The organism is Streptomyces sp. NPDC050264 (genome assembly GCF_040655895.1).
GTDB lineage: Bacteria > Actinomycetota > Actinomycetes > Streptomycetales > Streptomycetaceae > Streptomyces.
In genome coordinates, this window is record NZ_JBFAKV010000058.1 from 1 (window position 1) to 14,712 (window position 14,712).

The window sequence follows — 14,712 nt, forward strand, 5'->3', positions numbered from 1 at the left end:
GCCCGGCCCCCCCCCCCCCCCCCCCGCCGCCCCCCCCCCCCCCCCCCCGCGCCCCCCCCCCCCCCCCCCCCCCGCCCCGCCGCCCCTCGCGGCAAGGCCCGGGTAGGGGCGCAAAATCGTCCGCCGAGGCCACAACCAGCGGAAACGGGAGCACGACATGCGTGCCGGTGCAGTGCGAGGGGACACGACCGCCTAGGGAGCAACGGGATGATCGGGCAGTACGTGTTGAGCCTCCAGGACGTCCGGGACCATCGAGGGGCGGGCCCGCGTCATCCTCGACATGGCGGAGGCCGATCTCGAGACGGGCGACATTCTGGTCACGGTCTTCACGGACCCCAGTTGGTCGCCGCTGTTCGTCGGGATCGCGGGTCTCGTGACAGAGGTGGGCGGTCTGATGACCCATGGCGCGGTGATCGCTCGGGAGTACGGCCTGCCGGCCGTCGTCGGCGTGGAGCGGGCCACCCGGCTGATCCGGGACGGGCAGCGAATCCGCGTGCACGGAAGCGATGGGTACGTCGAGCTACTGCCCTGACCGCGGTGAGCGGACTCCGGCAGCAGGGGCGCGTGGCGTCACAATAGAGTCATGTTGACTCGGCCCCTGCTTGTCTTCGACGGAGATTGCGGCTTCTGCACCACCTCGGTGAGGTTCGCTGAGCGACGTGTCCGGCCTCGCTGCGAGGTCGTGCCCTGGCAGTTCGCGGACTTGGAGACGCTGGGCGTCACTCAGGAGCGGGCCGAGTACGAGGTGCTCTGGGTGACCCCGGCGGGAACGGTCTATGGAGGTTCCCAGGCGGTCGCGAAGGCACTGATGAGCGCGGGCCGCGGATGGACACCGCTGGGTGCCCTGCTGATGCTGCCGCCCATTCGGTGGGCGGCTCACGGCGTCTACCGACTGGTCGCAGACAATCGTCACCGCATGCCGGGAGGAACAGCGGCGTGCGCGGTGCCGGGACGCCGGCCGCAAGGGCATCGGGGCCCGCGGGAGCGTCCATGACTCCTGACCGACTCTCTGTGACGTGGTTTGTTGGGACAGAACAATCTCCCGCTCTCGGCTCGGTCGACTCTCCCCCTGAAGTTCCTTCCGCTCGCTGACATGATCCTCGTGAGGGCAAGTCGGGCTCTCTGTAGTATCCGTACAAGTCAGGGAGGCTCGTGTGTCCCACAACGGTCGTGTGCTGGTGACGGGCGTCGGTGCGATGACGCCACTGGGAGCAGATGCGCCGTCGACGTGGTCGGCGCTGCTGGACGGTAAGTCCGGGGTGCGGTTCCTGGAGGAGGAGTGGGCCGCCGAGCTGCCCGTGCATGTCGCAGCCGGGCTCACGGTGGACCCCGCGTCCCTGCTTCCGCGGACCGAGGCCAGGAAGCTGGACCGCGGTGAGCAGATTGCCCTCCTCGGTGCGCGCGAAGCGTGGCGGGACGCCGGTGCTCCGCAGGTCGAGCCGGAGCGATTCGCCGTCGTCATCGGCACGGGGACCGGTGGTGTCCTCACCACGCTGGGCCAGGACGACGTCTTCGAACGCGCCGGGATCCGCAGGCTGTCGCCGTTCACGGTCCCCATGCTGATGCCCAACGGACCGGCTTCGTGGGTGAGCATGGACCTGGGCGCGAAGGGCGGCGCCAGGACCCCGGTGAGCGCCTGTGCGTCCGGGGCGGAGGCCCTCGCCCTGGGGCAGGACCTGATCCGTGGCGGACGGGTGGACGTGGTGGTCGCCGGTGGGGTGGAGGCCTGCCTGCATCCCTTCACCCTCGCGGCATTCGCCCAGATGAAGGCAGTGTCGACGCGGTCCGTGGACCCGGAGACCGTGTCCCGCCCGTTCGACGTCAATCGGTCGGGGTTCGTCATGGGCGAGGGCGCGGGGATGATGGTGCTCGAACGCGCCGAGTTCGCTCGGGCCCGTGGAGCAACTTCATACGGCACGCTGGCCGGCAGTGCCGTGAGTTCGAGCGCGAACCACATCACGGCCTCCGACGCGGACGGCCAGGCCTTCGCCATGGAACTGGCACTGCGCGACGCCGGCCTGGCCCCGGCGGACATCGGGGTCGTGCACGCCCACGCCACCTCGACGGAGTCCGGTGACCTGGCCGAGGCGGAAGCGATCGGCCGGGTGATCGGCGGCCATGCCGCGGTGACAGCCACGAAGTCGATGACAGGTCACATGCTGGGCGCGTCCGGAACGGTCGGCGCCATCACCGCTCTGTTCGCGCTCAAGGACGGCACGGTGCCGGCCACGCGCAACCTCGACGAACTCGACCCGCGCGTCGAACTGGACGTGGTGCGCGGAGAGCGGCGCACCGGCCGGTGGTCCGCCGCGCTGGCCAACTCGTTCGGGTTCGGCGGCCACAACGTCAGTCTCGTCCTCACCACCTCTTGACGGCCTCCGCGATCTGCAGGGCGGCCTGGGCAGGCGTGACGTGCGTGGTGTCGATGACCCGGGCCTCGCCGTGCAACCACGTACGGGCCGCCTCGGCGTAGGGCCCGAGGTGTTTCATGCGGAATGCGGAGGGGCCCATGACCGTATCGCCCTCGATGCGGCCGCGCAGGGTGTCCTGGTCGGTGTGGAGGACGAAGTGCCGTACCGGAATGTCGTGTTGGGCGAAGCCCGTGCTGATCTCTCGCCAGTACTGCTCGACCAGGACGGTCATGGGGACCACCAGGGTGCCGCCGGTGTAGTCGAGTACGCCGCGCGCGGTCTCGACGACGAGCGGCCGCCACGGTGGCCAATGCTGAAAATTGTCCGTCTCGGGCAGCCCCGGCGTGATGTCCATCAGTGTCTCGCCGACCTTCTCGGCGTCGAACACCCGAGAGTCCGGGAGCAACCGCTGAACGAGGGGACTGGTCGTCGTCTTGCCCGCGCCATGTGTGCCGTTGAGCCATACGATCATGGGCCGACGCTAGCGGTGTACGGGCCCGGGCCCGTACCGATCGCGTCACAGGACGGGAACGACAGAAGTCGTGCCGTTCGGGGTCCGCCGAGGCATTTGGGCGATCGAGAGCGGAGCCGTGGCTCTACGGATGGTCGGTGAGGACGGAGCGGGCGAGGTCGGCGACGGGGATGCGGCGGGTCCGGGCCGTGGTGCGCAGCCAGCTGAGTGCGTCGCCCACGCTGGTGCCCCGTGCCGCGGCGACGATCCCGGCGGCGAGGTTGAGGTCGTCGTGGTCGGCGGTGGCTCGGATCTCTTCGATGATCTCGTTGTCCAGGTCGGCGAGCAGTACTTCCGCGGTGATGTCCGCGAACGTCTGCGCGTCGGCGGGCGGCCCGACGGGCGTGGTGCCGCGGCGTCTGCGGTAGAGGGTGAGGGTGCCGAGCGTGGCGGTGGCGGCGCGCAGGGGATAGGCGAAGGCGGCACCGACGCCGATGCCGCCCGCGGCCTCGGTGAACAGTGGCCACCGTGCCCCCGCCGGGCCGGATTGGCCCAGGTCGGAGACGAGAACAGCTGTGCCTGTGCGGAACGCGGTCAGCGATGGGCCCTCGCCGGTGAGGAAGTGCAGTTCCTCGGCGTGCCGTCCCCACGGGGAACTGACGGCGAGCTGGACGGGCAGCAGCGCACTGCCGTGCAGGGTGATCGCGGCGGCATCGATCGAGGGCAGGTTCCGTAACGCGGTCGCGCACACCGCCGTGGCGCAGTCGCCGGCGCGGGCTTCGCGGGCGGCATGGACGATCCCGTGCCACAACGCGTCACGCCGGGCGCTGCCCGGGTCGGGCAGCGTGCCTGCCTGTGCCGGATGTCCCGGGGCCGACAGCCCGCCGGCCGCCGCTCTGATGGCGTGTTCGTAGCGGGTGAGGGCGCGGATCACCTGGTGGACCAGCGCTGCCGGCGGCGCCGTCTCCCTGCCGTCGCCGCGGTGCGCACCGCCCACCATGTCGTGCACCGCGGTCACGTCCTCGACGTGGTGCAGAGCGCCGACGGCACGGCCGTCCGCGTCGGTCAGCGGGGAGTTGACCGGACTCCACGCTTTGCGGCGAAAGGCACCGGGGACGCTGGAATCGGGGATGTCATAGCGCTGAACGCCCATGTCGTGGGCGGTCACGGACCTCAGTACCTGTTCCAGGGGGTCGGTGAGGTTGCGTACTCCGGTCGCGGTGGGGTCGCGGGGGTCGTCCGGAAACGCGTCGAAGATGAACGCGCCGAGCAGTTCGCCCCGTGTGCGACCGGTGGCGGACAGATAGGCCGGATTCACCCCCTGAATGCGGAAGCTCGGGTCGAGGACCACGTACGGAGCGGTGGTCACCTCGAACAGTTGGCTGTCGGAGGTAGCTCTGAGCACCTCGTGCACCGACCGCGCACCTCCCAGGCCTGGATTTCAGGGTGTGTTCGCCCGAAGAATATCGTCCTGCTGAGGCGCCGTCAGCGACTGCGTGAAGCCCGCGCCCACCTCCGTCATGACCCCGCCCCGGCCTCTACTTTCGTCGCGTCACCCCCGCCTTTCGGCTGCCCGCTTCTGGCCGGTCGGCAGACGCGTCGCAGGTCACGCCGCCCGTAGCGTCGGATGGCATGAGACATGCGATGCCCGCCGTGGGGCTGTTCTTCCTGTCGCCGGTGGTCGGGGAGATGTTGCTCGGGGCGACCTCGATCGACATGCTGTGGCTGCTGCCGATGCAGGCGCTGCTGTACGGCGGCGGATGCCTGCTGATCCGCGAGGTCGTCCGGCGTGCCGGACGAGGCTGGGGTTCGATCCTGCTGCTGGGTCTGGCGTACGCACTGGTGGAGGAGGGGCTCCTGGACCAGATGTTGTTCAACGCGCGCTACTCCGGCAACTACGACATGGTCTCGGTGACGCACATACCGCTCCTGGGCGTCGGTGGGTACGGGCTGCTCTCGGTGCTGGCCGTGCACGCCGTGTGGAGTGTGACCGTGCCGATCGCCCTTGTGGAGGCGCTGGTTCCGGACCGGGCGCGTGAGCCCTGGCTGGGCCGCACCGGCCTGTCCGTCACCGTGGCACTCTTCATCCTCGGTGTCGTGATCACCGGCTGGGGCAGCTACGACGAGAGCCACTTCATGGCCCCCTGGCCGCGCCTGGCCGGCACGGCCGCCGTGGTGGTCCTGCTGGCAATCGCCGCGTTCCGCATCCGGCCGCCGGTGCCCGGCCGAGCCGCCCGCAGCGCTCCCCGCCCCGTGCTCGTAGGCACGGCGGCGTTCCTGCTGACCAGCGTGTTCATGCTGGTGCTGCTGCCGAGTTGGTGGGGTGTGGCGGCGGCTGTCGCCGTCGCGGCCGTGGCCTTGGCCCTCGGGGTCTGCTGGTCGCGGCGGCCGGGGTGGGGGTTGCCGCAGGAGTTCGCGCTCGCCGCCGGCGCCACGCTCACGTATGCCTGGATCGGCTTCGGACAGACCCCCGACGCCGGCTCCTCCGGCACCGTCAACCTGGTCGGTCACGTCGTCCTCGCGGTCGCTGCCGTCGCACTTCTGTACGTGGCCGGCCGGCGGGTGCGCGCGTACGAGCGCACCCGGGCCGGCGGGCGGTCCCAGGACAGTGGTCCGGTCGGGGGTCTCAGGCGACCGTGAGCTCCAGCTCGGCGAGCCGCCGCGGTTCGGCGATCACGTCGATGGCGGTGATCAGCCCCGTCTCGGGCTGGACGGTGAAGGTGAGGACCACGCGCAGACGTCCCTGCGGGGCCATGACCAGGCCGAGGGTGCCGTCCACGAGGGCCGGGCCGGTGAACTGGGCGCGCCCGGTGGCTGCCATGGCGCCCTTGGCGACGGTGTGCCCGCCGAGGACGACGACCGGTTCCGGGGTCGGTGTCACGGTCGGATCCGCGGTGAGGACCACGTCGGGGTGGAGCAGGGCGACCAGCGCCTCGAAGTCGCCGGCGCGGGACGCCGCGAGGAACGCGTCCACGGCCTGGCGCTGACGGGTCGAGTCGGGCGTGGCCGGCACGGTGCCGCGGACCCGGCGGCGGGCACGGCTGGCGAGCTGGCGGGCGGAGGCGGGGCTGCGTTCCAGGATCGCGGCGATCTCGTCGAACGGGATGGCGAAGAGGTCGTGCAGGACGAACGCGAGCCGTTCGTCCGGAGTGAGCGTGTCGAGCACGACGAGGAGGGCGATGCCCACCGCGTCGGCGGCCTCCACCTCCTGTTCGGGGCTGGGGCGGCCGTCCGGGCGGTCACCGCCGTAGGCGGTTTCCAGTTCCTCCTCGCGGCGTGTGGCGCGGGAGCGCAGGGCGTTGAGGCAGGTCCGGGTGGCGATGGTGGTGAGCCAGCCGCCGGTGTTCAGTACCTCGCTCGTGTCGGCTGCCGAGGCCCGTAGCCACGTCTCCTGAACCGCGTCCTCGGCCTCCGCCAGTGAGCCGAGCATGCGGTAGGCGACCGCGCGCAGATGCGGGCGGTGGGCCTCGAAATCCTCCGCCCGAAGACTTTTTTCAAGATTCTTCTCGTCCATCTGTCACATCCCCCCTCGGTGGCGTGTCAGAGCGGCAGAACCGAAGCTCGCACACCACAGAAACGATCAACTGAGGGGTACATCATGACGGTTGACACCACGATCCTGGTCACCGGTGGTACGGGAACGCTCGGCCGGCACGTGCTGCCGCTGCTGCGGCAGGCGGCGCCCGGCGTCCCGGTGCGGGTGCTCAGCCGCAGCGAGCGGCCGGACGCCGACGGGATCACTTATGCCACCGGCGACCTGATGAGCGGCGAGGGTGTCGCGGCCGCGCTGGCCGGGGTGGAGACGGTGCTGCACCTGGCCGGTGGCGCCAAGGGGGACGATGTGGTGGCGGCCCATCTGGTCGCGGCGGCCCGGGAGGCCGGGGTGAAGCACATCGTGCACATCTCGGTGATCGGTGCGGACCGGATGCCGATGGCGTGGTTCGCGACGCAGCGTGCGGCGGAGGAAGCCATCACCGGTTCGGGGATCCCGTGGACGATGCTGAGGGCGGCTCAGTTCCACGACCTGGTGCATGAGATGGTCTCGAAGATGGCCAAGCTGCCCCTGATCCCGGCGCCCGGGATGCGGCTGGAGCCGGTGGACGTGCGCGATGTCGCGCAGCGCCTGGTGGAGCTGGCCCTGGGTGAGCCGGCCGGTCTGGTGGCGGAGCTGGCCGGCCCGAAGGTGTACACGATGGACGACGTGGTCCGTTCCTACCTGGGTGCCACCGGGCGGCGCCGCCCGGTCCTGGGGATGCGGATGCCTGGCAAGGCGGGCCGCGCGTACCGCGAGGGCGTGAACCTCGCTCCGGCGGCGGGCGCGGTGCACGGCGACCGCACGTGGGAGGCCTTCCTGGCGGAGCGGGCCGTCGCCTGAATCCAGCGGGACGCCGTCAGGTCCGGCCGGCAAAGCGTGGACGCGGACCGCGCCGCCGTGGCCCTGAGTTCACATCGTGAAGAGAGCCCGTGCCGTCTCACCCACGGAAGCGGCGAACGCGGCCAGGGCCGCCGGGCCGGCCTTGAACATGCTCAACAAGGAGGGGGCCGTGACAGTTCCGTCCGGAACGGCGGTGCCGACATTGGGGGGAGTGGTGGTGACGGTCCCGCCGTCGGCGCGGCAGGACTGCTCGGTCATGGGCTGGGGGATGGAGAAGATTTCCACGGACGCCCCCTGGCTGCTCTTGGAGACGATCCGGCAGTACTCCGCATCCGAGGGCGCGGCGGCCTGGGCGGTGCCGGCGGCGGTGAGGGACGCGAACAGAGCGAGCGACACGGCGGCAAGGGGGGCGCGGAGCATGACGGACACACCTTTCTGCGGAGGTATACGGAGGGAAACGGAGGGAGAGCTCCGTAAGTCGTGTGCCCCGAGGCGCGCAGGCTTCGGGGCACGGGCGGCTCGGCACGGAGGCGGGGCGGCTCGGGGAACGGGTCAGGAGCGTGAGCCGGCGTCGTTCCAGTTGGTGACCGTGGGGCGCGTCCGCTTCGTCTTCGTGACGAAGTAGGCCTTGCCGTCCGGCGTGAAGCCGCTGGCCGTGGTCCTCGTCACGCCGCCGCCGGCACTCGCGGAGGTCTGCACCCTCTCGTACGCCGGGCCGTCGTCGGCCGACGCGAACCCCGCGCTGCCGATGACGAGAGGGGTGACAAGGGCACCGACAGCCAGGTACTTCGCGATGCTGCGCATTGATGCGGTCCTTTCAGGATTCACCGGCCAGGACGGATCGCACGGAACGCACCGAGGATCGGCGGAGGCGGCCAGAACTCCACACGCGACGAGCCTGCGCCCGGGCCGCGCCTGCCGCATGCTCAGCGACTCGTGAGGGTGACGCCGACCGTTCTCGTCGGCCCCAATGGCGCAAGGCGGCGGATCATCCCGATGGTTCCGCGGTGTGGACCGTCTCGCCCTCCAGCCGGTGTTAGGGCAGCACTGCGCCTCAGAAGCTGCTGATGATCAACCAGGCCGCCGCGCCCAGCACCAGCACGTACCCACCTACCGAGATCGTGTGCCCGACGGTTTCGTGGCCGGAGTCCTCTATCCAGTGGCCGATGAGCCCGACGAGCGGAGTGCCGAAGACGATCAACAGGATGCCGATCAGAAAACCCATCTCTACCCCCCAGTACGGATCACTCCCCAGTGATCGAGGGCTGAGCGTAAAGGAGTCATGGACCGTGTGGGAAGGGGTTGAACGCCACGAGAGGTGCCGTTCGGTACGGGTGGTTTCCGGACGGATCATGGCCGAGATGTGAGGCTTCCGTTGACAGGCCTCCGAGCACTTCGTAACTTCTCGGATCGTTGGTGATTTCGATGATTTAAGTTCTGGATCATTAAGATTTCGGGGGAACGATGTCCGGACGAACGACCGCGACCGGTGGGCGGGGGTGGACCCTGGCCGTGGTGTGCGTGGCCACCTTCATGCTGCTGCTCGACCTGACCGTGGTGAACGTGGCGCTGCCCGATATCAGGGACGCGTTCGACGCGAGCTTCACCTCACTGCAGTGGGTGCTCGACGCGTACGCCCTCGGGCTCGCCGCGGTGCTCCTGACGGCCGGGTCACTGGCGGACCGCCTGGGTCGCAAACGGGTCTTCACGGTGGGCTTCATCGTGTTCCTCCTCGCGTCGCTCGCCTGCGGCCTCGCGAACGACGTCGTCGTGCTGTCCGTGTCCCGGGGGGTCCAAGGGCTCGGGGGAGCGGTGCTGTTCGCCGTCGGGCCCGCGCTGATCGGGCAGGAGTTCCAGGGCAAGGACCGGGGCAAGGCCTTCGGGATCTTCGGCGGTGTGGTCGGGCTGTCCATCGCCTTCGGGCCGCTCATCGGAGGCGCGCTCACCGACGGGCTGAGCTGGCGCTGGATCTTCCTGGTGAACGTGCCGGTCGGACTGCTCGCCCTGGTCGTGAGCGGGCTGCGGATGCGCGAGTCCCGCGATGAGTCGGCCTCCGCCGTCGACTGGTGGGGCCTGGTGCTCTTCACCGGTGCGCTGACGCTGCTCGTGCTGGGGCTGCTGCGAGGGGAGGCCGAGGGCTGGGGCAGTGCGCCCATCGTCGGCATGTTCGCGGGCTCCGCCGTACTTCTCGGGGGCTTCGGCATCGTGGAGCGGCGCCGTGGTGAACGGGCCATGTTCCAGCTGTCCTTGTTCAGGAACGTGACGTTCAACGGTGTGTCGGTGGTGACGCTGCTGTGCGCCGCCGCGACGATGTCGGCGATCTTCCTCCTGGTGTCGTACGTGCAGAACGTGCTGGCGTACTCGCCGTGGGAGACCGGCCTGCGGTTCCTTCCGCTGACCGGCACCCTGTTCGTCGCGGCCGCGATCGCGGGATCGCTGACCACGCGGGTGCCGCAGCGGCTGCTGATGGGATCGTCCCTCGCGCTCATCGCGGGCGGCCTCGGCCTCGTCGCGCTCACCGGCCCGGACACCTCCTGGACCGCGCTGCTGCCGAGCATGTTCGGCATCGGCCTGGGGATGGGGCTGTTCAACCCGCCGCGCGCCTCGCTGTCCATCGCCGTCGTGGAACCGTCCAAGGCGGGTATGGCATCCGGGATCAACGAGACGTTCCAGCAGGTCGGTGTCGCGATCGGGATCGCCGGATTCGGTGCGGCGTTCCAGAGCCGGGTGACCGACCTGTTCGCCCAGTCCGAGGCGGGGCGTCAACTCGGCCCGTCCGCCCACGAGTTCGGTGAGGCCGTGGCGGCGGGCGGCGGTGCGGAAGCCGTCGGCCGCGCGCCCTCGGAGCTCGCCCCCGCACTCGAGGCGGCGGCTCGCACCGCCTTCGTGGACGGCCTGACCGACGTCATGTGGGTGTGCGCGGCCGTCGCCGTGGTCGGTTCGCTCGTGGGATTCCTCTTCATCCGCACGCGGGACCTGCATGAGAGCGCCAGGGGTGACGACACCGTGCTCTCCGCGGAGGTGACGCGGGAGAGCCTCGATGAGCAGAGCGCCGGAGAGCTGCCGGCGGTGGAGGCCGTCCGCGCAGGGGGAGAGCGGTAGGCGGTCGGGCACGATGTCCTGGCGGTGGCACCGGCCTTGGAGGCCGGAGCCACCGCCAGTACGCTTTGTACGATCGACGATCGGTACAAGGGATGTTCGGTGACACCGAGCAACGAGGGGGAACGGCCCATGGCACAAGCGACGCCCACCCCGGCGCACTCCGCCGGGCTCGACTTCCCCCTCGTCCGCAGGACCGGCTACCTGCTGAACAAAGCCGGGTCGCTCCTGATGGAGGACGCGGAGCGCGCGCTCGCGGAGCAGGGCATGCGCCTGCGCTACTTCTACGTACTCGCCGCGCTGGAAAGCGATCTGAGCCTGTCCCAGCAGGACCTGAGCAGACTGCTCCACCTCGACCCCACGACCATGGTGGCCCTCATCGACGAGATGGAGCGGGCCGGCCATGTGGAACGGCGGCGCAACCCGTCGGACCGCCGGCGCTACATCCTGCGCCTCACCGACGACGGCCGTGGGGCGCTCGGGCGCGCGGGGAACGCCGTCGACGCCGTGGAGCGTGACTTTCTCGCGGCTGTGCCCGCGGAAGACCGTGAGCGGCTGCGCGCGCTCCTGGGCGATCTGCTCGCCGACCGGTGGCCGCGTGTGATCGCCTGCGACTGATTCCGGTTCGCCGATTTCGGCGGAAGCGGAACCCCAACGGCGACTGGAATTAACGAATCCCTTTATGGAAAAGCCTTTGGGCGGCTCTGTGGAGGGGATCACACCTCCCCTTATGAAGCGCTTTCTCCGTGACGTGACGTGTTAGTCTTTTTCAGTCCGGGTCGCGCGATCCGGACACGGGGGAAGGTTTAACGGGGAATGAACAGCAAAGAAAACGAGAAGATCAGCAAAGAGATATTCTACGGTTCTCTGGACAGCTGCCTCGGGCCGGGCAGCTCCCGCTTTTTCGGAAGCGGATACAAGCGCGTCACCCAGACCCTCAAGGACATCACCACCGACGGCAGCGCCCGGCCCGACGCACTCGTCACCGCGCGCGGCACGCTCACGTACCCGCGCGACTGGTCCCGCAAATCGGGCGCCGGTGATCTGCGGCCGCACCTGAGCAGCATCGACGCGCTGGTGCTCGCCGCCAACCTGGCGGAGGTGCACATCGCCCGGGCCTTCGGGCTCAGTCCCGCGCAGCGGCGCCGGGTCTGGCTGCGCCACGCCGATGTGCGGGCCGGCAGCACCCCCCACGAGGAGCTCGCGGACTTTCCCGTACGGGGCAGGCTCCTCGCCGTCGACGGTCCGGCCGGGGAGGACTCCACGCTGGCCAGCACGTTCGAGTGCCGGGTCGGACAGCTCAAAGTGCGCTGCACGCTCGTGCACGAACAAGGCGGCGAGGCAAGGGAGCCCGCCACGTACTCCGACGAGAGGCAGGCCCTCGGGCCCGCGCGAACGCGGCACTACGGCACGGGCTACAAGCAACACGACCAGTACGCCGAGCAGGTCCGCGTCGACCTGGAGCGGCAGGAGGTCCGTGGGCTGCAGCGCGTCGTCGCCGAGGACGCGGACGCGGACCCGCTCACCTGCGGAGCGGAAGCCGCGTACGGGCCGTCGGTCTCCCTGGTCGACGCGCTCGTGGGTGTGGCCCAACTGGCCCAGATCCTGCTGTACGCCCAGGACGGCCTGGACCGTGGCAGCAGCGACACCCTCTGGATGCGGCGCTTCGTGATCAGCGCGCGCACGCCGGTGCGCCCGCTGGGACGCAGCTTCGTCCCGACCGTGAGCACCGCGAGCAGCAGGGTTCTGTCCATGGGCGACGCGCGCTGGCGCACCGCGGAACTGGCGGTCGACGATTTCGCAGGGATCGGCGGCCGCTGCTGGCTGGCCCACCGCCTGCCCGCCGCCGCATAAACCGAGCAGCCATAACCGCAGACGTAGACCGCGCAGCCCGATCCATCTCGAGAACCGGGACGCCCGGCGGTTTCGTCGTAGCCATTGCCAGTCGAATTCATCCGTCGGACCGGTATGCGCGGAGCGGTGCTTCGGCGCGCTCATTTTCACGTCAGAAACACAACGGGGGAAACACGTCATGCTTTTTACGCCCACGCTCCGATTAGGAGACGTGCTCGTCATACTCGAAGGGCCGGCCCGAATGCGCTGGAACGAGCCCGCCGCCGAGCCCGGAAGGAGGAACTGGACACCGACGGGACTCTGGCCCGACGAGTCACAGCGCGCCCTGGTGCACGAACACCTGGACGGCGAGCGGCCGTTGCTCGTCCTGCTGGACGACGCCCGCCGCCGCGTACCCCTGCTGCGCGAGGAGTGGCAGGCCGCGCCCTACCGACTGGTGCGCGATCTGGTGGGCACCCGCCGCGCGGACCTCGCGGCGGACGCGGACGAACTCGTCGAGGTGCGGCTGCCGTTCCTCGACTGGCTGCCGCAGGCGCACCGCGAGCGCGCCGAGCGGTTCCTGGCCGAGAGCGACGCGGCCCTGTCCCGCACGCCGATGGCGCTCCTGCCGCCGCTGCTGGCGGAGAAACGGCACCACGGAGCACCGCCGAACCCGCGCTTCGCCCGGCGGCTGCTGCCGAACGCGCTGACGCCGGACCGGTTCGAGGCAGCCGTGCGGCATCTGTTCGCCGACACCCCGCACTCGTGCGCGGCGGCGACGGCCTGTGAGGTGACCCGATGAAGCGGACGCCGCAACACGACGAGCCGCTCGACCTCTTCCTCAGCCAGCGTGAGATCGGCCGCCTGCTCGCCGCGACCGCCGCGCGGAATCTGGCGCGCACCGGCCGGCGTCCGCACGCGCCCGGCGCCACGACCTCCAGGAGCCGGTGATGGGACGCTCGGTCATGGTCACCGGCGGCAACCGCGGCATCGGGCTCGCCGTGGCCACCACCCTGGCGGCCGACGGCGACCGCGTCGCCGTCACCCACCGCGACACCGCACCGCCCGAAGGACTGCTCGGTGTGCGCGCGGAGATGACCGATGCGGCGAGCATCGACACGGCCTTCGAGAAGGCGGAGGCCGCGCACGGGCCGGTCGAAGTGCTCGTCGTCAACGCGGGCATCACCCGGGACACCCTGCTCCTGCGCATGAACGAGCAGGACTTCACGGACGTCGTCGACGTCAACCTGCACGGCGCCTTCCGCACCGTGCGCCGCGCCGTGCGGGGCATGATGCGGGCACGCTGGGGACGGATCGTGCTGATCTCCTCCATGACCTACGCGTACGGGGCACCGGGCCAGGTCAACTACGCGGCGGCCAAGGCCGGGATGCTCGGCATGGCCCGCTCCCTGGCCTGGGAACTCGGTCCCCGCAACATCACGGTCAACGTCGTCGCACCAGGCCTGATCGACACCGCCATGAGCCGCGAGATCACCGACCGCCGACGCGAACACCTGCTGGGCATCACCCCGTTGGGGCGCGTCGGTGAGGCGGCCGATGTCGCCGCCGCCGTGCGCTACCTCGCCGGTGAGTCGGGCCGCTTCGTCACCGGAGCGGTTCTCCCGGTCAGCGGCGGCCTGGGCCTCGGCGGCTGACCGCACACCCTGACCGCACCACTCCCCACCCCGGCCGCGGCCGGGCCATCCACGACGGGAAGAGAAGACACCATGGGGAACACGAGCACCCCCGCCGCCGAAGTCCCGCAGCGCGGTCTGCACCTGGCGATCTCGGGGACGTACTCCAGCGGCAAGAGCACCACGACCGAGACGCTGTCGATGGCGACGGGCATCCCGCGCACCCACGCGCTGACCTCCCGGGAAATCCTCCTGGACCTCGTCCCGGGCAAACAGGTCCAGGAGCTCAGCGCGATGGAACTGACGATGCTCGGGCTTCGCCGGCTCGAGGAGCGGATACACAACGAGGCGGGCGAGGGGGCGTTCATCTCGGACGGCTCCGTGATCCACGAATGGATCTACGGGGAGGCCCGCATGCGGGTCGGCATCAACCCCGGGGCGAACCTGCTCCTGCGGACGGTGAAGAACGTCGCCGGGCTGCCGGTGAAGCGGTTCTACCGCCAGTACATGGACGCGTACGGCGCCGTCGCGAAGGCCCGCGCCAAGCGGATCTACGACGCCTATGTGCATCTGCCGGTCGAGTTCGAGATGAAGGCCGACGGGCACCGGCCGGTCTCCGAACCGTTCCGCGAGATGTCCGACGCGTTGCTGATCGAGACGCTGGAGGAGTTGGAGATCCCGTACCACGTGGTCGGTGGCAGCGTCCGCGAACGCGTGGAGCGGATCGTCGAACTCTTCGACCTGCCCTTGGTGATGCCGCTCGACGAGGCGATCGAGCGGGCCGGCACGAAGGTGGTCGAGGCGACCCGGGTCCTGGAGCAGGATGCGCGTTTCCACGAGGCCCAGCGGGTCAAGTCTACGCGCTGCGCTTCCGTGCCGCCGACCGCACCCTGACGGTCGAGGAGGCCA

At 70.2% G+C, this 14,712-nt stretch carries 17 protein-coding genes and 1 pseudogene; 12 read left to right on the forward strand and 6 right to left on the reverse strand.

What is annotated here, in order from left to right; genetic code table 11:
- Positions 1–238 precede the first annotated feature (238 nt).
- From AB0J02_RS43115 to AB0J02_RS43125, 3 genes and pseudogenes are all read left to right on the forward strand, one after another.
- Positions 239–532, forward strand: a pseudogene (locus AB0J02_RS43115) (PEP-utilizing enzyme); the annotation flags it as partial.
- A gap of 51 nt (positions 533–583) precedes the next feature.
- Entirely contained in the window at positions 584–994 is a 411-nt protein-coding gene (locus AB0J02_RS43120; protein ID WP_363199394.1) for a DUF393 domain-containing protein, read from the forward strand.
- A 160-nt stretch (positions 995–1,154) separates the two neighbouring features.
- A complete protein-coding gene (locus tag AB0J02_RS43125) occupies positions 1,155–2,372 on the forward strand; it encodes a beta-ketoacyl-[acyl-carrier-protein] synthase family protein (RefSeq protein WP_363199395.1) in 1,218 nt (405 codons plus the stop codon).
- On the opposite strand, the gene AB0J02_RS43130 is transcribed toward AB0J02_RS43125, so the two are convergent.
- Positions 2,359–2,883, reverse strand: coding sequence for an AAA family ATPase (locus tag AB0J02_RS43130; RefSeq protein ID WP_363199396.1), 525 nt, complete (start codon positions 2,881–2,883; stop codon positions 2,359–2,361). The genes AB0J02_RS43125 and AB0J02_RS43130 overlap by 14 nt on opposite strands.
- A 124-nt stretch (positions 2,884–3,007) precedes the next feature.
- Positions 3,008–4,276, reverse strand: coding sequence for a PAS domain-containing protein (locus AB0J02_RS43135; RefSeq protein ID WP_363199397.1), 1,269 nt, complete (start codon positions 4,274–4,276; stop codon positions 3,008–3,010).
- A 218-nt stretch (positions 4,277–4,494) separates the two neighbouring features.
- Here AB0J02_RS43135 and AB0J02_RS43140 point away from each other — a divergent pair, with 218 nt between their 5' ends.
- Positions 4,495–5,502: a DUF998 domain-containing protein gene (locus AB0J02_RS43140; protein WP_363199398.1), complete on the forward strand. Its 1,008-nt coding sequence runs from the start codon at positions 4,495–4,497 to the stop codon at positions 5,500–5,502.
- On the opposite strand, the gene AB0J02_RS43145 is transcribed toward AB0J02_RS43140, so the two are convergent.
- Positions 5,489–6,376 (reverse strand): sigma-70 family RNA polymerase sigma factor, encoded by an 888-nt coding sequence (locus tag AB0J02_RS43145; protein WP_363199399.1) that lies wholly within the window; start codon positions 6,374–6,376, stop codon positions 5,489–5,491. The two genes, AB0J02_RS43140 and AB0J02_RS43145, sit on opposite strands and share 14 nt — an antisense overlap.
- An 84-nt stretch (positions 6,377–6,460) precedes the next feature.
- Between AB0J02_RS43145 and AB0J02_RS43150 the strand changes: the two genes are divergently transcribed.
- Positions 6,461–7,237 (forward strand): NAD(P)H-binding protein, encoded by a 777-nt coding sequence (locus tag AB0J02_RS43150; protein ID WP_363199400.1) that lies wholly within the window; start codon positions 6,461–6,463, stop codon positions 7,235–7,237.
- 69 nt (positions 7,238–7,306) lie between these two features.
- Here the strand turns inward: AB0J02_RS43150 and AB0J02_RS43155 are convergent, their stop codons facing one another.
- The 3 genes from AB0J02_RS43155 to AB0J02_RS43165 form a co-directional block, all read right to left on the reverse strand.
- Positions 7,307–7,657, reverse strand: coding sequence for a hypothetical protein (locus AB0J02_RS43155; protein ID WP_363199401.1), 351 nt, complete (start codon positions 7,655–7,657; stop codon positions 7,307–7,309).
- Between the two features lie 132 nt (positions 7,658–7,789).
- Positions 7,790–8,041, reverse strand: coding sequence for a hypothetical protein (locus AB0J02_RS43160; RefSeq protein WP_363199402.1), 252 nt, complete (start codon positions 8,039–8,041; stop codon positions 7,790–7,792).
- A 250-nt stretch (positions 8,042–8,291) separates the two neighbouring features.
- Positions 8,292–8,462, reverse strand: a complete 171-nt coding sequence (locus AB0J02_RS43165; protein WP_363199403.1) for a hypothetical protein — start codon at positions 8,460–8,462, stop codon at positions 8,292–8,294.
- A 239-nt stretch (positions 8,463–8,701) separates the two neighbouring features.
- Between AB0J02_RS43165 and AB0J02_RS43170 the strand changes: the two genes are divergently transcribed.
- The 7 genes from AB0J02_RS43170 (at position 8,702) to AB0J02_RS43200 (ending at position 14,697) form a co-directional block, all read left to right on the forward strand.
- A complete protein-coding gene (locus AB0J02_RS43170) occupies positions 8,702–10,339 on the forward strand; it encodes an MFS transporter (protein WP_363199404.1) in 1,638 nt (545 codons plus the stop codon).
- A 129-nt stretch (positions 10,340–10,468) separates the two neighbouring features.
- Positions 10,469–10,954: a MarR family winged helix-turn-helix transcriptional regulator gene (locus AB0J02_RS43175; RefSeq protein WP_363199405.1), complete on the forward strand. Its 486-nt coding sequence runs from the start codon at positions 10,469–10,471 to the stop codon at positions 10,952–10,954.
- A 198-nt stretch (positions 10,955–11,152) separates the two neighbouring features.
- Entirely contained in the window at positions 11,153–12,190 is a 1,038-nt protein-coding gene (locus AB0J02_RS43180; RefSeq protein WP_363199406.1) for an AvrD family protein, read from the forward strand.
- Positions 12,191–12,431: 241 nt separating this feature from the next.
- Positions 12,432–12,971 carry a hypothetical protein gene (locus tag AB0J02_RS43185; protein WP_363199407.1) on the forward strand — a complete coding sequence of 180 codons (540 nt, stop codon included), beginning with the start codon at positions 12,432–12,434 and terminating at the stop codon, positions 12,969–12,971.
- Positions 12,968–13,120 carry a hypothetical protein gene (locus AB0J02_RS43190; RefSeq protein WP_363199408.1) on the forward strand — a complete coding sequence of 51 codons (153 nt, stop codon included), beginning with the start codon at positions 12,968–12,970 and terminating at the stop codon, positions 13,118–13,120. The genes AB0J02_RS43185 and AB0J02_RS43190 overlap by 4 nt, the downstream gene beginning before the upstream one ends.
- A complete protein-coding gene (gene fabG / locus AB0J02_RS43195) occupies positions 13,120–13,824 on the forward strand; it encodes a 3-oxoacyl-ACP reductase FabG (protein ID WP_363199409.1) in 705 nt (234 codons plus the stop codon). Before AB0J02_RS43190 ends, fabG begins: the two co-directional genes overlap by 1 nt.
- Positions 13,825–13,896: 72 nt before the next feature.
- A complete protein-coding gene (locus tag AB0J02_RS43200) occupies positions 13,897–14,697 on the forward strand; it encodes an AAA family ATPase (RefSeq protein ID WP_363199410.1) in 801 nt (266 codons plus the stop codon).
- The last annotated feature ends 15 nt before the right edge of the window (positions 14,698–14,712 follow it).